General features: G+C 64.6%; 18 protein-coding genes. 4 read left to right on the plus strand and 14 right to left on the minus strand.

Going from position 1 to position 19171, the window contains the following annotated elements; all coding sequences use genetic code 11:
• The first annotated feature begins 32 nt into the window (after positions 1 to 32).
• From H7828_RS11410 to H7828_RS11420, 3 genes are all read left to right on the plus strand, one after another.
• Positions 33 to 1061, plus strand: coding sequence for a TRAP transporter substrate-binding protein (locus H7828_RS11410; protein WP_226781163.1), 1029 nt, complete (start codon positions 33 to 35; stop codon positions 1059 to 1061).
• A gap of 61 nt (positions 1062 to 1122) precedes the next feature.
• Positions 1123 to 1686: a TRAP transporter small permease subunit gene (locus tag H7828_RS11415; protein WP_226781164.1), complete on the plus strand. Its 564-nt coding sequence runs from the start codon at positions 1123 to 1125 to the stop codon at positions 1684 to 1686.
• Positions 1686 to 3125, plus strand: a complete 1440-nt coding sequence (locus H7828_RS11420; protein ID WP_226781165.1) for a TRAP transporter large permease — start codon at positions 1686 to 1688, stop codon at positions 3123 to 3125. Before H7828_RS11415 ends, H7828_RS11420 begins: the two co-directional genes overlap by 1 nt.
• 56 nt (positions 3126 to 3181) lie before the next feature.
• Here the strand turns inward: H7828_RS11420 and H7828_RS11425 are convergent, their stop codons facing one another.
• From H7828_RS11425 to H7828_RS11435, 3 genes are read right to left on the minus strand one after another with little or no spacing between them, the layout of a single operon-like run.
• Positions 3182 to 4468 (minus strand): TRAP transporter large permease, encoded by a 1287-nt coding sequence (locus tag H7828_RS11425; RefSeq protein WP_226781166.1) that lies wholly within the window; start codon positions 4466 to 4468, stop codon positions 3182 to 3184.
• Positions 4465 to 4995 carry a TRAP transporter small permease gene (locus H7828_RS11430; protein ID WP_226781167.1) on the minus strand — a complete coding sequence of 177 codons (531 nt, stop codon included), beginning with the start codon at positions 4993 to 4995 and terminating at the stop codon, positions 4465 to 4467. Before H7828_RS11430 ends, H7828_RS11425 begins: the two co-directional genes overlap by 4 nt.
• A complete protein-coding gene (locus H7828_RS11435) occupies positions 4979 to 5965 on the minus strand; it encodes a C4-dicarboxylate TRAP transporter substrate-binding protein (protein WP_226781168.1) in 987 nt (328 codons plus the stop codon). The genes H7828_RS11430 and H7828_RS11435 overlap by 17 nt, the downstream gene beginning before the upstream one ends.
• 255 nt (positions 5966 to 6220) lie before the next feature.
• Here H7828_RS11435 and H7828_RS11440 point away from each other — a divergent pair, with 255 nt between their 5' ends.
• Positions 6221 to 7000: an IclR family transcriptional regulator gene (locus H7828_RS11440; protein ID WP_226781169.1), complete on the plus strand. Its 780-nt coding sequence runs from the start codon at positions 6221 to 6223 to the stop codon at positions 6998 to 7000.
• Between the two features lie 23 nt (positions 7001 to 7023).
• On the opposite strand, the gene H7828_RS11445 is transcribed toward H7828_RS11440, so the two are convergent.
• The 11 genes from H7828_RS11445 to H7828_RS11495 all read right to left on the minus strand — a co-directional run bounded on the left by H7828_RS11445 (position 7024) and on the right by H7828_RS11495 (position 19147).
• Positions 7024 to 7770, minus strand: a complete 747-nt coding sequence (locus tag H7828_RS11445) for an SDR family oxidoreductase (RefSeq protein WP_226781170.1) — start codon at positions 7768 to 7770, stop codon at positions 7024 to 7026.
• Positions 7771 to 7790: 20 nt separating this feature from the next.
• Complete coding sequence (locus H7828_RS11450) at positions 7791 to 8621, minus strand: SMP-30/gluconolactonase/LRE family protein (protein WP_226781171.1); 831 nt, start codon at positions 8619 to 8621, stop codon at positions 7791 to 7793.
• A complete protein-coding gene (locus H7828_RS11455) occupies positions 8618 to 10393 on the minus strand; it encodes a CoA-transferase (protein WP_226781172.1) in 1776 nt (591 codons plus the stop codon). Before H7828_RS11455 ends, H7828_RS11450 begins: the two co-directional genes overlap by 4 nt.
• Positions 10390 to 11406: a hypothetical protein gene (locus H7828_RS11460; RefSeq protein ID WP_226781173.1), complete on the minus strand. Its 1017-nt coding sequence runs from the start codon at positions 11404 to 11406 to the stop codon at positions 10390 to 10392. The genes H7828_RS11455 and H7828_RS11460 overlap by 4 nt, the downstream gene beginning before the upstream one ends.
• The gene (locus tag H7828_RS11465) at positions 11406 to 12611 is read right to left on the minus strand and encodes a CaiB/BaiF CoA transferase family protein (RefSeq protein ID WP_226781174.1); all 1206 of its coding nucleotides are present in this window, start codon (positions 12609 to 12611) and stop codon (positions 11406 to 11408) included. Before H7828_RS11465 ends, H7828_RS11460 begins: the two co-directional genes overlap by 1 nt.
• Before the next feature lie 10 nt (positions 12612 to 12621).
• Positions 12622 to 13407: an SDR family NAD(P)-dependent oxidoreductase gene (locus H7828_RS11470; RefSeq protein ID WP_226781175.1), complete on the minus strand. Its 786-nt coding sequence runs from the start codon at positions 13405 to 13407 to the stop codon at positions 12622 to 12624.
• A gap of 5 nt (positions 13408 to 13412) precedes the next feature.
• Complete coding sequence (locus H7828_RS11475; protein WP_226781176.1) at positions 13413 to 14375, minus strand: ABC transporter permease; 963 nt, start codon at positions 14373 to 14375, stop codon at positions 13413 to 13415.
• On the minus strand, positions 14359 to 15858 hold the full coding sequence (locus tag H7828_RS11480) for a sugar ABC transporter ATP-binding protein (protein WP_226781177.1): 1500 nt from the start codon (positions 15856 to 15858) through the stop codon (positions 14359 to 14361). The genes H7828_RS11475 and H7828_RS11480 overlap by 17 nt, the downstream gene beginning before the upstream one ends.
• Positions 15848 to 16825 (minus strand): ABC transporter permease, encoded by a 978-nt coding sequence (locus tag H7828_RS11485; protein WP_226781178.1) that lies wholly within the window; start codon positions 16823 to 16825, stop codon positions 15848 to 15850. Before H7828_RS11485 ends, H7828_RS11480 begins: the two co-directional genes overlap by 11 nt.
• A gap of 67 nt (positions 16826 to 16892) precedes the next feature.
• Entirely contained in the window at positions 16893 to 17918 is a 1026-nt protein-coding gene (locus H7828_RS11490) for a sugar ABC transporter substrate-binding protein (RefSeq protein ID WP_226781179.1), read from the minus strand.
• Positions 17919 to 17977: 59 nt separating this feature from the next.
• Positions 17978 to 19147, minus strand: a complete 1170-nt coding sequence (locus H7828_RS11495) for an extracellular solute-binding protein (RefSeq protein ID WP_226781180.1) — start codon at positions 19145 to 19147, stop codon at positions 17978 to 17980.
• Between the last annotated feature and the right edge of the window lie 24 nt (positions 19148 to 19171).

Consider the following 19171-nt stretch of genomic DNA (forward strand, 5'->3'; position numbering starts at 1 on the left):
CTGCCGCTCGCCCCACTTAACGGGAGGAAGACATGAAGACTTATCTGGCAGCAGTTGCCACAACCCTTGCCCTTGCGGCCCCCGCGATGGCCGACAAGGTCACGCTGAACATGGCGGGTTTCTATCCGCGCACCCTGACCCAGCTGGGCGAGGCCGGCGCACGGCTGGAAAGCACCGTCAACGCCATCGGTGGCGATGCCTTGGGAATCAAGCTGTTCGAACCCGGCGCCCTGGTGCCTTCGCTTGAGATTTTCGATGCCGTCGCCAGCGGCTCGATCGACATGGGGTCTTCGGTTTCGGGCCTCTGGGCCTCGAAGAACTCGGCGCTGAACATCTTTTCGTCGGTGCCCTTCGGCCCCGAAGCGGGCGAATACCTGGCCTGGATGTGGCACGGGGGCGGACAGGAGCTTCTGAACGAGATCTATCACCCCCTTGGCGTGCACGGGATGGTCTGCGGCATGGTCGCCCCCGAGGCCTCGGGGTGGTTCCGTGAAGAGATCACCTCGACCGCCGATCTGGCCGGGTTGAAGATGCGTTTCTTCGGCCCCGGTGCGCAGGTCATGCAGAAGATGGGCGTGGACACGCAGCTTCTGGCCGGGGGTGACATCTATCCCGCGCTGGAGCGTGGCACCATCGACGCGACCGAATTCTCGATGCCCGCCGTCGATCAGGGCGCCGGATTGTACAACATCGCCAAGCACTATTACTTCCCCGGCTGGCACCAGCAGGCCACGGTTCAGGAAATCCTGGTCAACAAGGCCCGCTGGGACGGCATGACCGAGGAGCAGCAGGCCATCCTGCAAACCGCCTGCGAGGCGACGACGGCCTGGCAATTCTCGGAAGGCGAGGCGATCCAGTTCAAGGCGCTGCAGGAAATGCAGGCCGAGGGCGTGACCCTGCATCGCTGGTCCGACGAGATCCTGGACGAATATCGCACCGCCTGGGAGGAAGTGGCCGCCGAGGAAGCCGCCGCCAACCCCGATTTCGACCGGGTGTGGAACGCGCTTCAGGCCTTCCGCAAGGATTACGCGGTCTGGAAGGAACTGGGCTATCTCGACTAGTCCGACCTGGGCCGGTGCCTGCAAGGCGCCGGCCCGATTCGTTTTTCACAAGGGTCCGCACATGCGCGCTTTTCTCACGGTTTCCCGCGGCATCGACCGCCTTCTCGGCTGGTCTGCCGTCATCGGCGGCTGGTGCATCGTCGGGCTGATCCTGGTTGTCTTCTATGATGTCGTGACCCGTTACCTGGGCGTGCCCAAGGTGTTCGGGCTGAATTCCACGAAACTTCAGGAAAGCGAATACTGGCTGCACAGCTATGCAATCGTGCTGGTGGTGGGGGCGGCCTATGTCCGCCAGACCCATGTGCGCATCGACCTTCTGCGCGAAAACCTGTCGCTGCGCCTGCGCTACTGGATCGAGGCGGTGGGCTGCGCCGTCATGCTGGTGCCCTATTCGATCCTGGGCGCCTGGCTGTCCTGGCCCTATGCGCTGCGGGCCTGGTCCACCGGCGAAACCTCGAAATCGCAGATCGGGCTCAGCGATATCTGGCTGCTGAAGGGGGGGCTGATCGTGATGTTCGTCCTTCTGGGGCTGGCCGGACTGTCGGTGTTCATCAAGGCGGTCGCGGGGATCGCCGGGCAACTTCCCGCCTCGATGCAGGCCGAAACCCTGGGCGGAGAGAACTGATGTCGGAAATGCTGCCCCTTTTCATGTTCGGCGCGCTGGCCGTGCTGCTGTTTTCCGGCTTTCCGGTCGCCTGGGTGCTGGGCGGAGTCGGGCTGGCCTTCGGGTTCATCGGGATGTGGACGGGGGATTTCCTGTTCATCCAGTTCTCGACCCTGCCCTCGCGCATCTTCGGCGGCATCATGGAAAGCCTGATCCTGACGGCGATTCCGATGTTCACCTTCATGGGCATGATGCTGGAACGTTCGGGTGTGGCGCGCGACATGCTGAACTGCCTGACGGTTCTGCTGCGCCGCGTGCCCGGGGGCCTGGCCCTTGCCGTGACGCTGATGGGCACGGTGCTGGCCGCCACCACGGGCATCATCGGCGCTTCGGTGGTGATGATGACGCTGCTGGCCCTGCCGGTGATGATGGAGCGCAACTATGACACCGGCCTGGCCACCGGCACCATCGCCGCCTCGGGGTGCCTGGGCATCCTGATTCCGCCCTCGATCATGCTGGTCATCATGGCTGACCTTCTGTCGCGTTCGGTGGGCACGCTGTTCATGGCGGCGGTGGTGCCGGGCGTCATGCTGGCCGGGCTTTACGTTGTCTATATCGTCGTGCGCTGCGCCATTAACCCCAAGCTGGCCCCGCCCCTGCCCCGCGACGTGGGACCGACGGGGGCCGGGCCGATTGCGGTGATGGTGGTGCGCAGCTTCGTGCCGCCGGTCATCCTGATCGTTTTGGTGCTGGGGTCGATCGTCGGCGGCTTTGCCACCCCGACCGAGGCGGCGGGCATCGGCGCCCTTGGCGCGACGCTGCTGGCCTTCGTCAACCTCGTGATCCTGCCCTGGCTGGGGGTGAAGGATTTCACCCTCGACACCGCGCCGCAGCCCGAAACCCCGCAGGTCAGCCCGCTGAAAGGGTTCTGGCAGTCGTTCCGGCAGGTGGTGGACAACACGGCCCAGACCAACGCGATGATCTTCGGCATCTTCATCGGCGCGACGCTGTTCAGCTATATCTTCCGCGCCCTTGGCGGCGACGACCTGATCATCGGCATGGTCGATGCGCTGGGGCTGGGCGACTGGGGGCTGCTTCTGGTCATCATGGCGCTGATCTTCGTGCTGGGGTTCTTCTTCGACTGGATCGAGATCACCCTGATCGTGCTGCCGGTCTTTGCGCCCATCTTCGCGCAGATGACCTTTGATGGCCATGTCGACAAGTTCGAGGTCACCTATTGGCTGGCGATCATGATCGCGATCAACCTTCAAACCTCGTTCCTGACGCCGCCCTTCGGCTTTGCGCTGTTCTATCTGAAGGCCGTGGCGCCCAAGGGTGTGCGGTTGCAGGATATCTATCGCGGGATCATCCCTTTCGTGATCCTGCAACTGATCGCGCTGGCGCTGGTCATCGCCTTCCCGCAGATCGCGCTTTGGCTGCCGCGGGAACTGATCCACTGACGGGTTCGGCAGCGCCGTGGCGGCGCTGCCGGTCGCTTGCCGAAAACCGGGCCGCCTCAGCTCATCAGGAGGTTGGGCAGGAACAGCACGATTGCGGGGAACAGGCTGATCAACAGCAAGACCGCAAAGAGCGCCGCCAGCAGGGGCAGCGATTCGCGCACGAACGACCCGATATCGCAGCGGATGATCGTGCTGGTGGTATAGATCAGCGTGCCCACCGGCGGCGTCACGGCGGCAATCGTCAGGTTGACCACCATCACGATGCCGAAATGCACCGGGTCGATCCCGACCGAGGCCGCAAGCGGCGCCAAGAGCGGCGTCAGGATGATCAGCGCGGCGGTGCCCTCCACCAGCATCCCCACGAGGACAAGGAACAGGTTGATCGCCAGAAGCAGCAGCACCGGGTTTTCGGTGAACGACAAAAGGGCCTGCCCCGCGATGGTGGGGATCCTCTCCCACGACATGTAGAAACCGAAGGCCTGCGCGGCGCAGATGATCAGCATGATCACCGCTGTGCTGAGTGTCGCATCCGACAGGATGGCGGGCAGATCGGCCAGTTTCATTTCGCGATAGACGACAAAGCCCACGAAAAGCGCATAGATCACGGCGATGGCCCCGGCCTCGGTCGGGGTCAGGATGCCGAAACGGATGCCGCCGATGATGCCCACCGGCAGGCCAAGCGCCCAGAGGCTGGACCAGAGCGCGGCACCCCGTTCGCGGGCGGTGGCCGGCGCCTCGCGCGCGGGCAGGTATCCGCGCCGCCGCGACACCAGCGTGACGACAACCATCAGCGCGGCCCCCATCAGCAGGCCGGGAATGACGCCGCCCAGAAACAGCCGCCCGATCGAGACATCGGCCAGGAAGCCATAGATCACCATGCCGATGCCCGGCGGAATGATCGGCGCAATGACCGATGACGTGGCGGTGACGGCACCCGAAAAGGCCCGGCCATAGCCCTTGGCCTCCATTTCGGGCACCAGGATCTTGGCCTGCATCGCCGCATCGGCGTTCGACGATCCCGACATGCCGCCCATCAGCACGCTGAGGATCACGTTCACCTGCGCCAGCCCGCCCACCATGTGGCCCACAAGGCTGTCGGCCAGGGCCATCATGCGGCGGGTCATGCCCGAATGGTTCATCAGGATGCCGGCAAGGATGAACAGCGGCACGGCCAGGATCGGAAAGGACTGGGTCACGCTGACCATGCGCTGGATGAAGATTTCCTGCGGCACGCCCTGGGCGGTGAAAAAGAAGGTCAGCGCGGCGATCCCGATGGCAAAGGCCACATGGGTGTTCAGCGCCATCAGCACCAGCATCACCAGCACCGGAAGAAATGTCATCATGGGGCGCCCCGCGTGGTGTCAGGTTTCAGGATCACCGCGATCTGATGCACGACCATCGACGCGACCGAAGCCGCCACCGCGCCATAGACCCAGGTGAAGGGAATCCGCAGGATGGGCGAAGGCCGCGCGGCCGAACTGATCGAAAGCTGCACCGCGTAATAAAGCGTGTAGCCGAGAAAGCCGAGGATCAGGAGGTTCACCGCAAAACCGGTCAGCCGGTGCAGGCGCGGTGGCATCAGGTTGGTCAGCAGGTCGATACGCACATGCATGTCGCGGCGAAAGGCGGCCGCGGCACCGAAGAAGACCGCCCATGTAAAGGCAAGGGTCGAAAGTTCGACCGTCCATGTCGCCGCCGACGACATGACGTGGCGGCTGATCACGCCAAAGCCCACGCTGCCCACGACAACGATCAGCGCGAGGGCGGCCAGCACCTCCTCCCAGCGAAGAAGAAGGTAGCGAAGCCCGCCTTTTCGGCGGGCCTCACCCTGGATCTTGTTCGATCCGTCCATGTCAGTCGAGGATTTCACGCACGGTCTTGTAAAGATCGGGCGTCCAGTCGGGGAAGGCCGCGTAGACCGATTGCGTCTTTTCGCGCATGCTGTCGCGGTCGACATCGGTCACGAAGGTCACGCCCTGGCTTTCCAGCTGTTCGATCAGCTTGGCCTGCTTGGATTGCACGAGGTCGGTCATGAAATCGCCCGCGTCGATCGAGGCCTGAAGCAGGATGTCCTGAAGATCCTCGGGCATCCCGGCGTAGAGATCCTTGTTCATCATCAGGCCGATCCAGGAATAGAAATGACCGGTCATCGAAATGGTCTTGGCGTTTTCCTGAAGGCTGGCCCCGATGATCGAACCAAGGGGCGCTTCGGCCGCATCCACGACACCGGTGGCAAGGGCGCCGTAAACCTCGGACCAGGCGATCTGTTCGCCACGGGCGCCGAGGGCACCGAAGGTTTCAATCCACATGACGTTGGGCGGCACGCGGATGGTCAGCCCGTCGAAATCATCGGCCGTCTTCACCGGCTGGTTCGAGATCACGTTGCGATCGCCGAAGAACCAGTTGAGCGACAGAAGCTCGAATTCGCTTTCCTGGCGCACGCGGTCGGTCATGCCCGAAAACCAGTCCGAGGCGAGGATCTTGGAAAAATCGCCCGGTTCATCCAGAAGGTAGGGCCCGTTCAGCACGCCGAAATCGGCAACGTAGTCCGAAAGATAACCGGGGTCGGCCAGGATGATCAGCGGCGCGCCAAGGCGGACCTGTTCGAACATCTCCTGGTTGGTGCCAAGCTGCCCGCCGGGGAAGACGCTGACCGTGATGCGTCCGTCGCTGCGTTCTTCGACCAGCTTGGCGAAATGCTCCAGCCCCTCCTGGATCGGTTCGCTGGCCGAGGTTACGTGAGGCAGACGGAACGCGTAGTCCTGTGCGAAGGCGGCATTGCCTGCCGTGACGGCACAGCCAAGCGCGACCATGCCCCCCAGATTGCGAAGATAGCTCATGTTCAAATCCTCCCTGTTGGTTCCCGGCCAACCACGACCGGACGTTTCCCTGCCTGCCCTTGCAGGCGCGGCGGCTTCCGTGACGTTGCGTCTAGTGGGACACATAATCGCCCAATATGCAAAACAATTTTTATTTGTAAAAAATTCCGTGCTAAGCTCGCGTTATGCGTGTGGCCATGGCGAATTGCCCGGTGTGGTCCGCGATGCTAGGAAACGACGGACCGGACGCCACCGAAACCAGCACGGGATTCTGCCTTGAACCAAGCGCGCAGCACAGAGGCCAAGCCCAGGAAGGCCGGGGCACGGGCCGAGTACAGCTCTCCGGCGGTCGACAAGGCCGTGGACATCATCGAATTCCTGGCCTCACAGGGCGAAAGCGTCTCGATCACGGCCATCGCCGACGGGCTTGAGCGGTCGGTCGGTGAAATCTATCGCATCGTCCTGGCACTGGAACAGCGGCGGGTGGTCAGCCGCGATGAATCCAACGACAGGTTCCGCCTGTCGCTGCGCCTGTTCGAACTGGCCAACCGCTTTCCCCCGGTGGAACGTCTGGTTCAGGTCGCGCGGGTGGAAATGGACGCGCTGGCGCGCCGGGCGCGGCAATCCTGTCACCTGGCCGTGGCCGAAGTGCGCGAGATCACGGTTGTCGCCACCCGCGAAAGCCCGCTGCCCATGCGTTACAGCGTGCGGATGGGATCAAGTTTCGACATGTTCGAAACCAGTTCGGGTGTCGTGATCGCTGCATTTTCATCCGAGGTCGAACGCCAGCAGCGGCTGAAGTTCGTCAAGCCGGCGGCGCGCGCAGCCCTTGAGGAGCGGTTCGAACGGGTGCGCGCCCAGGGCTATGAGATGCGCGAAAGCCTGACGGTTTCGGGGCTCAGCAATATCTCGGTTCCGGTGCATTCCCAGCAGGGCAAGATCCTTGCGGCGCTGACCGTGCCCTATCTTGAACAGACCAAGGCAACGCTTGAGCCGGAGGGCGTGCTGGCCCTGCAGATCGCGGCAAGCGCCCGCATGACCAAGGGCCTTGGCTGACGCGCACCGCGATACGGCCCGGTTCAGATGGTGATGCCACCGTCCACGTTGATCGCCTGTCCGTTTACGAAGCTGGAATCGTCGCTGCACAGGAAGGCGCAAAGTGCCGCCACTTCCTCGGGCTTGCCGAAACGTCCGGCGGGCTGGCGCTCGATGAAGAACCGATAGGCTTCGTCCTGGCTGCCCATCTTCTCGGCCAGTTCGTCGATCCTCTCGCGCAGGCTGGGGCTGTCCACGGTGCCGGGGCAGACCGCGTTGCAGCGGATCTTGTCGCCGATATGGTCGGCCGCCACCGCCTTGATCAGCCCGATCACCCCGCCCTTGGCGGCGCCGTATGCCACCCGCTTGGGATATCCCTTGATGGAACTCGCGACCGAGGCGATGGCGACGATGCTGCCGCCCTTCGCCTTCATCTGCGGCACCGTGGCGCCGATCACGTTATAGGCCGAGGTCAGCGTGATGTTCAGCGAGCGTTGCCAATCGGCGGGCGCGCATTCCTCAATGGTGCCCTGATGAACGTATCCCACCGCGTGCACCAGGCAATCGACCTGGCCCAGTCCGGCGAAATAGGCATGTACCGCGTCGTGGTCGGTGGCGTCCAGCGTCGTGGTCTGCGCCCCTTCAAGGCTTTCCAGAAGCTTGCCGTTCAGGTCCGAGGCATGGACCGTCGCGCCATCGGCGATGAGGCGTTCGGCCACCATGCGCCCGATCCCCTGACCGGCCGCCGTGACCACCGCCGTCTTCCCGTCCAGCCGCCGTGGGTTCGTCATCTCTCTCGCTCCTGTCTATGTCATCCGTTGTACAACCCGGCCAGATCGACGTGGCTGATGTGCCAACGGCCCAGGTTGGCCGTCACCAGGTTGCCGTCTTTTAGCGCGATGTTGGTGGGATGTGCCAGAACCGTCGCCATCCGGTCTTCCACCAGAAGTTCCAGCCCGGCACCTTCGGACCAGCGCCAGATGCGCGAGGGTTCGTAGTTCGAGATCAGGATGTCGCCGTTGTCCATGACCATCACGCCATCGGGTACGGTCTCAAGGCCGTCAGTGACCACCTGCGCGGCCCCCGGTGCGCCGTCGTTGCCGATGGGCACGAAGGACAGGCGCGATTTCATGCTTTCGACAACGTAAAGCCCGCTGCCGTCGGGTTTCATGGCCATGCCGTTTGCAAAGCACAGCGGTTCGGTTGTCCAGCGGGCGCCCTCTCCGGTGGCAAGATCGTAGCGATAGACCGATCCGTCGGGTTCGATGGAATTCGACACATAGAGATGGCCGCGCGCATCATCCACCACGGCGTAATTCGGCACGTCGATGCCCCCCGAGGCGAAGCTGTCGAAGGCGCCGGTTCTTGCGTCATAGCGGAAAACGGCGGCATGTTTCATGTCACAGGCAAAGCAGTTTCCGGCCCCGTCAAAGGCGATGCCCAGAAGGAAGCCGCCGGTGCTGCCCATCAGTTCGATCCCCGAACCATCGGGTGCGATGCGCACCAGTTCGCCACGTTCAGTTCCGGCCCAGACCGATCCGTCGGGGTGAACCGCCACGCCCTCGGGATGGGCCAGGCGGGGTTCGGAGAAGGTGCCGTCGAAGAAGACAGATGCGGCACTGTCGGGAAGCAGGGGTTTCACGTCTCATCCTCCGTTTCGCTCAGTCCGACCACCTTCAGCGTGGCCGCCCGGTCGCGCGCCAGCACATCGTCCAGAAGGGCGGCGCGGTCTTTCGAGCCGACAAACTCCAACCGCCGCAACCCGATCGGGTCAACATGGTTGCGCAGCAGGAACAGGTCTTCGGCACTGGGCGGTTCGACTTCGCGGCAGTTCGGGTGGAACAGGGTCTTGAACCCGGTCGCCTCGGTGATCTGGTCGCGGCTGACGCCCGGCATGATCTCGGTCACCACCAGTTGCCCGGCGCCCTCATCATGGCGGAAGACGCAGAGGTTGGTGAAGACCAGCGTATCGCCGGGGCGATACCCCGCCGCCTGTCGCGCCTTGGCGTCGCGGATGCCACGGGCAGCGCTGACCACCTCGACCGTTTCCACCAGCGCCTGCGCGCTGTGGCGCGGGACGTAGACCACGAAATCCCGGTGCATGTTGGCCACATCGGCCATGCCCCCCTGCCCCGGCAGGCGCAGCTTGCCGCCCGAAGGCTTGCTGATCTCAAGCGTATTGGTGCGGCCCTGCGCGTCGATCTGGGCGGTGCCCACGATCTCGCTGGTGACGAAACCGCCCTGGTATGCGTTCCAATAGGTATCTTCGCCACCGGTCAGCTGGACGGCAGAGTCGGCATCCATCGCCTCGACCATGGTAAGCGACATGGGCCCGGCGGCGATGTCCACATGCCCGCCGCTGAGCGTGGTGATGATCATGTCCGGCGCATGGGTCATCTTCGCCAGCCGGTAGGCCACGTTGCCCAGGGGCGAAACGGCCCCGGCGCTGGCATAGCTGTCGTTGTCCAGCGTTCGGGCGATGCGCACCGCCATGATCTCGTCCACCGTGGCCGGGGTGTCGTCGGCCACCGCCAGTGGGCGGAACCGGTCGGCCCGCATGGCGGCGCGGGGGGCCTTCGCGGCCAGCCGCAGGCGGCGGGGCACCGTGCTACCGATTTCCTCGGCCGTGGCGCGAAGATCGCGGCTTTCGGCCAGACGGCGCAGGGCGGGCCAGTCGTTGGCGTAATGGGGCAGGCAGGAACAGGGATAGGCACCGCCCGGCACATGGGCGATGGCGCTGATCTTGTTGCGCCCGATCACCACGCCGCGCCCGTCGCGGTTGAGCGTTCCCACCGGCACGATCTCTTCGACCGTCACCAGAACCTTTGCCGCCGCGCCCGCCTGCACCTTGTCCAGAGCATGGGCGCCCACGATTTCCACGTTGCCCTGCGTATCGGCGCGGGCCGCGTGCATCAGGAACACGTCGATCTCGCGCGCTTCGACCAGCGCCATGTCGCGCCCCGAGACGGGATCGGTGAAGGGGTGCATCGCAGGGCAACGCTCCATCACCGAGGCGCCCTCGGGCACCTGCATGGGCAGGAAGGGCAGGTTCTGTTCACGGGCGCGGAAGGCATTGATCAGGGCCAGCGCGGGCCAGTCGTTCATCGGCACCTCGCCAGATTCCACCGCGCGGCGGAAACGGGGGGCCAGCCCGAAGATGTCGAGGCTGGAAAAACAGATGTCGATGCTGCCCACGGCGCCCGACTCCAGCAGGAATTCCAGCGGCAGGCCACCCGCCCAGCTTAGATACCGCAGGTCGCGCAAATCGCGCCCCGCCAACTCGCGGATCAGGGCCATGGGCAGGCGGGCAAAGTGGTGCCCGCCGATGGAAATGGAGCTGCCCGAGGTGACCTGATCGGCCAGTTCGCTCAGCGTCAGGAACGGGGGGCGGTTGGGTTTGACGAGGGTCTTCATGAACGCTCCAGTTCCGCCACCGAGATGCGATAGCGGATCGTGAGGGGGGTATCGAGTGTCAGCGGCACACAGGTGGGCGTGCCGGTCGCGTTGATGGGGTTTTCGGCGCGGGCCATGTCGGGCGACATGCCGAAGGGCGAACACAGCGGCTCCAACCCCACGCAGAGGTGCCGGCTCTTCCAGGGCGCGGCACTGCGGCCCCGGTTGGAATACCAGATCAGCAGGCTGGGCAGAACGTCGCGGTCCCAGTCAAAGGTCATGCGATAGCCGGCGTCGTGATTGGCCAGGGCGATTGGCCCCGCCATCCCGTCAAGCTCCAACAGGTCTTCGCCCGGCGCATCGAAGGGTAGCAGCGCGGCGTCGATCATGCCGCCGCTGCGCCCCGGCACGGCATTCAGGCTGTCGAACGCCTTGGCGCTGGCAAAGATCGGCGCCTCGGGTTCTACGGTGGCCGGGTGCGTCCAGCCGCGCATGAAGCGGCCCGGTTCGATCACCGCCCGCCCCACCGCGCGGGGCAAGGCGAAACAGCCATGCAGCGCCAGGGGTTCGCAGGACGCGCGGCGCATGGTCACGGTCAGTTCGAAATCCAGCGCGGCGGCATCCGGGTCGGGCCGCACCACCCGGCGCAGGCACTTCACCGCGTGATCCTCGGGGTAATCGACGCGCAGGGCGATGTGGTCTTCGGCCGCCGCCTCGAAGGTCCAATCGACGTTCGAGGCATAGCCGTGAGGGTGTTCCACCTCTGCCCGCGCCTCGATCTCGCCGGGCCAGTCGGCGGGATAGTCGTCGGAGGGAAAGGGATAGCCGAAGGGCACGCAGGGCCATTCACCGCGCAAGCCCGCCGTCAGCCCGCCCTGGGCCGTCACCTCGGGTTCGTCGAACCACGGGGCGATGTGGAACGGGCTGACCTGCCGCCCGTCCCCCAGAACGAAGGAGGTCGGCCCGATCATTCCGCCCAGGGCATTGACGCTGACGACGCCATGCCGCCAGGCAAGGGTGCGGGCCTTGTCCATCACGCCTCTTCCACGGTCAGGTCGCCCGCCTGTTCCAGCGCGGCGATCTCATCGGAATCGATGCCGTATTCGGCCAGTATCTCGCGCCCGTGTTCGCCGATCATCGGGGCCGGGCGGCGGATTTCAGGCTGCGTCGCGCTCATCCGCACGATGGGGCCGATGCCCTTCACTTCGCCCGCCTTGGGGTGGTGATAGCTTTGGATGATGCCCAGGTGTTCCACCTGCGGGTCCTGCGTTGCGCCGCGGAAATCCTTGACCTCGGCAGTCCAGACATCGGCGTCGAGAAGAATCTGCAACAGCTCTTCGCAGTCAAAGCCCTTCGTCACCTCGTTCACCGCCTCCCAGATCTCGTCGCGCTTGGCGTAAAGCTGATCGCGGGTGTCGTAGTGCAGCAGGTGCTCGGCCCCCAGCGTTTCCATCAGGTGCCGGAACGGGCTCATGGCGATGGAGACATATTTGCCGTCACGGGTGGCATAGATGCCGAAGGGCGCTTCGGCGCCCGGGTGGCCGATGCCGGAATTGGGGCGTTCGAAATCGCGGCCCAGGTTCATCACGGACACATATTCCTGGTTCAGATGCGCCATGAGCGAGGCCATGAGGTTCACCTCGATCTTCTGGCCCTTGCCCGACCGTTCGCGCCAGACCAGCGCGGCCAGGATGCCATAGACCATGTTCATCGCGCCCAACTGGTCGGGAAGGCCCGCGCCCAGCGGCACCGGCGGCTGATCGCCGCGCCCGGTGGCGGCGGCCACCCCCGTCAGCCCCTGAATTAGCATGTCCTGCCCGGGGCGTGACACGTAGGGCCCGCTTTCGCCATAGCCGGAACCGGAGCAATAGATGATCCTCTCGTTCACCTTGCGGAAATCCTCATAGCCATAGCCCAACCGCTCCAGCACGCCGGGGCGGAAGTTCTGCACCACCACGTCGGCGGACTTTGCCATGTCCATGATGATCTCATGCACCCGGGGCGATTTGAGGTTCAGGGCGATCGACCGCTTGTTGCGGTTCCACGACAGGAAGCTGGGGCTTTCACTGCCGCCGACCCATTCGTTGAAGAAGGTCATGCCGCGGAACATGTCGCCCTTGCCCGCGCGTTCGATCTTGATGATGTCGGCGCCCATGTCCCCCAGCATCTGCGTGGCCAGCGGCCCCTGCAACAGATGGCTGAAATCCAGGACCTTGATGCCGTCCAGTGCCTTTTCCATTTCGTTTCCTTCAACTTTCCCTTGGCATGAAGAATTCGGGCACGAAACGCGGTGCGCCCGACAATCCTCCGTCGACCTTCAGATCGACGCCTGTTGTGAATCCTGCGGCGTCCGAGGCCAGATAGATCGCGGCCTCGGCCACCTCTTGCGGTTTGCCGATCCGTCCGATGGGGTGCATCTTCACCCAGGTATCGGTCAGATGGGTGCCCAGCTCGGCCACCACCTGCTGGTTCATCGGCGTGTCGATCGTCCCCGGCGAGATCGAGTTGACGCGGATGCCCTTCGGCCCGAACTCAACCGCCATCTGGCGCGTCATCGACATGATCGCCCCCTTGGCGCCGGAATAGGCCGTCCAGCCATCAAGCCCGACATGCCCCTGGGCCGAGGCCATGTTGACGATGGCCCCCTTCCCCGCCGCGATCATGTGCGGCAGGGCGGCCTTCACGCCATAAAAGACCGAGCTGAGGTTGGTCGCGATCAGCTTGTCCCACTGCTCCAGCGTCATGTCATGCACCGGCATGCCGCCGATGGGCACGGCGGCGTTGTTGACCAGAACATCGATCCGGCCATGTTTCTGCACGGTGGCTTCGATCAGTGCGCTTACATCGTCAAAGGACGACACGTCGCAATGCCGGAAGGTGCCGCCGATGGCGCTGGCCACCGCTTCGCCTGCCGCGTCGTCGATATCGCCCAGCACGACCTGCGCGCCTTCCTGCGCCATGCCTTGGGCGATGGCATGTCCGATCCCGGCCGCGCCGCCGGTGACGACGACGACCTTGTCCTGCACTCTGCCCATGTCCGTTACCTCCATCGCTTCTTCAGGGAATCCAACGCCACGGCGGCGATGATGACAAGCCCGGTGATGACCAGTTGCCATTCCGTGGGCGCGTTGATCATGCCCAGCCCGTTCGACACGAAGGCCAGGATCAGCACCCCCAGCACGACGCCAAGAATATTGCCAACCCCGCCCGCCAGGCTGACGCCCCCCAGAACCACCGCCGCGATGGCCTGGAATTCGTATCCGTCGCCCGCCGTATGCACCGCCGCGCCAAGACGCGAGGCCAGAAGGATGCTGGCCAGCGTCGCCATCAGTGCGCTGATGATGAAACAGGCGAACTTGATGCGTGCCACGTCGAAGCCGGCCAGGCGCGCCACCTCGGCGCTGCCGCCCGCGGCATAGATGCGCCGCCCGAACCGCAGGTGCCGCATGGCCCAGATCACCGCGATCACAACCACCCCGGCGATCACGGCGGGATAGGGGAGGATGCCGAAAAGCCGCCCGTTGCCGATGGCAAAGAAACTGTCCAGATAGGCGGTATCGGCGGTGGCCCTTTTCCCGGTATAAAGATAGACGCCGCCGCGGATCAGGAACAGCGTGCCCAGCGTCACGATCAGCGAGTTGATCCGCATGTAGGCGGAAAGGTATCCGTTCACCGCCCCGATCAGCAGCCCCAGCGCCAGCGCCCCGGCAATGCCAAGGGTCAGCGATCCGGTGGCATTCATGATCCCGATCAGGGGAATGGCCACCGCCGCGACGGTGGAACCCACCGACAGATCAACCTCGCCCCCGATCAGCGCCACCGCAACGCCGGTGGCGATCAGCAGGATGATCGAGGCCTGGCCCAGCACATTGGTCAGGTTGCGCAGGGTGAAGAAATACTCGGACAGCCCGGAAAACACGGCGATCACCACGGCCAGCGTGACGATCAGCGCCACTTCGCCATTGGCGGCGACAATGCGCAGGGCCTTATTTGATTGCGGCATCCAGTACCCCTTCCTGCGTTGCCCCGGCACGGTCGAACGATCCGGTGATCCGCCCGCCCGACAGAACGAAAATCCGGTCCGACAGGCCCAGAAGCTCGGGCATTTCCGATGTCATCAGGATCACGGCAAAGCCCTCGGCCGCCAGTTCGTCGATCAGCGCGAAGATTTCCGCCTTGGCGCCCACGTCGATGCCGCGGGTCGGTTCATCAAGCACGATCACCTTCAGCCCGTGCATCAGCCAGCGTGACAGAAGCACCTTCTGCTGGTTGCCCCCCGATAGGGTGCGGATCGCCTGGTCCAGCCGCGCCATCTTGATGCGGAACCGGTCGGTATAACCCTGCGCCGCCTTCGTTTCGGCGGCGGTATCGACGAACCCGGCCTTTGTGAACCGGTCAAGCGTTGCCAGGGTCATGTTGCGGGTGACGCTGGTGTCCAGCATCAGCCCCTCTTCCTTGCGGTCCTCGGAGAGCAGCCCGATTCCCAGCGCTTTGCCGGTGCGGGTGTCGTGGGGCGACAGGGGCTTGTCGGCAATTCGGATCGTGCCTTCGGAAATCGGATCATATCCCACCAGCGCCTTGGCCAGTTCGGTACGCCCCGCCCCCATCAGGCCGAAGAACCCCACAACCTCGCCCGCGCGCACATCGAAGGACAGGTCTTTCAGAAGCCGGCGGGTCGAAAGCCCTTCGACCTTTACCAGCGTTTCGCCCGGCGTGCGGTCGGTGCGGGGGAACATGTCGGTGATCTCGCGGCCCACCATGTCGGTGACAAGGCTGGCGTTGGTGTGTTCGGCCGTCGGCTTGCTCGACACCCAGCGCCCGTCGCGCAGGACGGTGCAATGGTCGGCAATCTCGAAGATTTCCTCAAGTTTGTGACTGACGTAGATGATGGCGATGCCCAGGGATTTCAGCCGTTCGATCACCTGGAACAGGTGGCGCACCTCGGCCGGGGTCAGCGACGAGGTGGGTTCGTCCATGATGACGATCTCGGCCTCGTGGGCCAGGGCGCGCGAGATTTCGACAAGCTGCTGCTGGCTGATGGGCAGGTCGCGCACCTTGGCGTCGGGGTCGATGTCAAAGCCCGCGCGCTCGAATATCTCGGCGGCGCGGCGGCGGATTTCGCGCCAGCCCACCTTGCCGAAGCGCCCGGCCAGGTGATCTTCGAGGAAGATGTTCTCGGCCACGGTAAATTCGGGCACCAGCGCGATTTCCTGGAACACCACCTTGATACCGGCGGCCAGCGCATCGGCGGGCGAGGTGAAGTGGCGTTCCTGCCCCTTGGTTTCGATGGTGCCGCCATCGGGCACATAGACCCCGGCCAGCATCTTGATGAGGGTGGATTTACCGGCGCCGTTTTCGCCCAGCAGGGCCAGAACCTCGCCGCTGTGCACCTCAAGGCTCACGTCGTCCAGCGCCAGCACACCGGGAAAGCGCTTGGTCAGCCCGCTGACGCGCAGCGCGGGGGCCTGTTTCGTCTTATCCGGCATGATGCCCCCTCTTCCGCTGGTCCATGTAAAGCGCGAGGATCAGCACGATGCCGGGCACGATGATCTGAAGATCCTGGTTCCAGCGCAAAAGGATGATGCCGTTGTCGATCACCTTGAGGATCAGCACCGCAAGGATCGTGCCCAGCACCGTGCCGCGCCCGCCCATCAGGCTGGTTCCGCCCAGAAGGACGGCGGCGATCACGGTCAGTTCAAACCCCTGCCCCGCCGTCGGCTGCCCCGCGTTCAGAAGCGAGGCCAGGACGACCGCCGCCAGCCCCACCAACGCGCCGGTGACAACGAAGGCCACCGTCTTGAACCGTTCGGGAGAATATCCCGACAGGCGCGTGGCGCGGGGGTTGGCGCCGGTGGCCAGGAAGAGTCGCCCGATGCGGGTGCGCGACAGGGCGATCCAGCCCACGGCCGCCACCACGGCGGCAATCAGCACCGGCACCGGGATACCGGCGATGAAGCCGGTCGCGATCTTGGGAAAGAGCGGCAGTTGGTGATGGTTCTGCACCGCCTCGCGGGTGAACAGGTAGACCCCGCCGTTCAGCATCATCATCATGGCAATGGTGCCGATCAGCGAATTCACCCGCAGCACCGTGGTGACAAGGGCATTGATCAGGCCGATCCCCGCCCCGAAGGCCACCCCGGCCAGCGCCCCCAGTGCGATACTGCCCGTTGCGTTGATCGTGGCCATCACGATGCACGAGGCAAAGGCAAGGCTGGCCCCCACCGAGATGTCGACCTCGGCGGTGATCAGAAGCAGTGTCATCCCCACCGCCACGATCAACACCAGCGAGGATTGATGCAGGATCGCCACGGCGTTGCTGCCGGTCAGGAAACGGTCGGTCGCCAGGCCCAGCCCGACCACCAGAACGATCAGCACCAGCGCAAGAAAGCCATGTTCGGATTCCATCACACGGCGGAAAAGGCCGGGGGTATCGTGGGTTTCGGTGCTGGCCATGGGCAAACCCCTTGCAGTTCGGTGGTTCGGCGCGCCGGACTGCCCGGCGCGCCGTCACTTGGACAGATCAGAGATCCGAGGCGTATTTCATGCAGGCCTCGGGCACGGGCAGGGCATTGATGCCATCCCACTGGATCTGGCGCGATGTGCCGTCATAGCTGTAGAACTGGCCCACCTCGTCGAAGGTGACGGCGGTTGTCGGGCTGACCACATGCTCGGGCAAGTCTTCGCCCTGGAACAGCGACACGGCGGTATCGACAAGGGTATAGCCGATCTTTTCCGGGAACATCGCCGCCTCGATCTTGAAGGGGCCTTCGGTCTGCATCTCGTTCAGGAAGGCCAGGCCCTCGCTGCCGGTGCCCACCACCAGAAGATCGTCCTCGGGCAGGCCGGCGGCGCGCCAGGCCTGCAAGCCGCCAAGGGCCGAGGAATCGTTGATGCCATAGATCACGTCGATGTCGGAATCCGCGGCCAGGGCGGCCGAAGACACCTCTTGCGCGCGGTCCGGGTTGCCGCCGCCGTCAAGATCATGAACCATCTCGGCCTCGGGATAGATGGTCTGAATGCCATCCATGAAGCCCTGGCTGCGCAGGATCGTGGCCGAAAGCAGCGGGAGGCCCACGTTCATCACGCGCGGCGCGTCGTCGCCTTCACCCTTCAGCATCTCGCCCGCCACCACGCCGGCGGAATAGCCGGTATCGTAATCACAGATCGCAACCATGGTCTGCATGCCCGGAACGGGGTTGCCCTCGATCACCAGGGGCACGCCGTCGGCCTTGGCGCGCCGCACGATGGGCACGACACCCTGTTCGTTCACCGGCGTCATCACCAGCACGTCGATCTGACGCGCCATGAAATCCTCGGCGGCGGCCACCTGTTTCGCAATGTCGAGATTGGCGTCGATCACCTCGACCTCGATGCCCAGTTCGTCGGCACGGGCCTCCATGCCCTTGATGACGTTCTGATACCATTCGTGGGTGGCATAGTTCACGATATAGCCGATGCGCTTGGGCGTCTCCTGCGCCCAGGCGCCGCTGGCCGTCACGCCCACTGCAATCGCAAGGGCCGAAATCCGTCTTGTCGTCGCTTTCATGGGTCTTCCTCCTCCAGGGTTCACCGGCCCTCCCGCCGGCACTTTCGTCATGGGTGCCGCTAGCGGGCGGCGACCTTGCGCTTGTCGCGCAGGGCGTCATGGGTTTCTGTCTGCCAGTTCCAGTAATCGTCGTGGGACGCGCCATCGTTCACCACGGCGGCCAGGCGTTCGGTCGCGTCGTGAAAGAAGGGCACGAAACCGGGCAGGTTGGGCCGCAGGAAGGCATCGTCCATCGCCTTGAGGCAGCTTGAGAAAAAGCCGTTGGTCATGCGATCGCAGTCTTCCGATTGCCAGGCCGCGCGCATGCCGGGCTGCCCGCCGTTGGCAACATAGGGCCCGGCCTGGAATTCGGGGGCAACCAGCCGCATGGCATAGTCGAAGGCGCGCTTGGGATCGCCCGAGCGGGTGCTGATCCCGATACCGGCCCCACCCAGAAGCCCGCGCCCCGGCCCCGCCCCATGGCGCGGCGGCGCACCAAAGCTGAGCGGCCGTGTGGGATGGCTGGCGTAATTCACATAGTTGAAGGCATAGGGCGTATAGAGAACGTCGTCGGCGCTGGTCATGTGATCGAAAAGGCGGATCGGGTTCCAGCCCACCGATTCAGGGTGGATCACCTTTCTCAGGGCCACCAGCCGCGCAATCAGATCCTCGCTCAGATCCCGTGGCACGAAGGGGCCATCGCCGCTGCCCGGTTCATGGCCCAGGCTGACAGCCATGGCGATGTATCCGCACATCAGGTCGGTGGGTTTGGCGGGCCAGGCGATCCACTTGTCGTGGCGGCGCGCCTCGGCGCCCAGGGCCAGAACCTCTTCGAAGGTCACGGGCACTTTCTGCCCCATGTCGGCCAGTAGGTCGGCGCGCCAGGCGGCGGTGGTGGCCGCCGCATCCACCGGCAGGCCATAGATCCCGCCTTCAAACTTGTAGGAATCGAACGATCCGCCCACGGCGTTCCGTTCGAACACCGCGATATCATCGGGCGTCAGCCATTCGGTCAGGTCGTGCATCAGCCCGCGCCGGGCGACATCACCGGTGAAGGGATGGTCGAAGATCACCATGTCGGCGGCATCGCAGAAGGGCTCAAGATCGCCCTCGCCGAAGCTGAAAAGCGAGCGTCTTTCCCAGTTTACCGTCAGCCCACCCGACCGGGCCAGGCTGTTGGCATCGGCATCCAGAGGACCCCAGCAGCGTCGGTGGTCCCAGGCCACGCCCTTGACAGGTGAATCCGGCATCAATCGTTCCTCCCTGCCGCGATC

Source organism: Oceaniglobus trochenteri, from assembly GCF_020529025.1.
GTDB classification, from domain to species: Bacteria; Pseudomonadota; Alphaproteobacteria; order Rhodobacterales; family Rhodobacteraceae; genus Oceaniglobus; species Oceaniglobus trochenteri.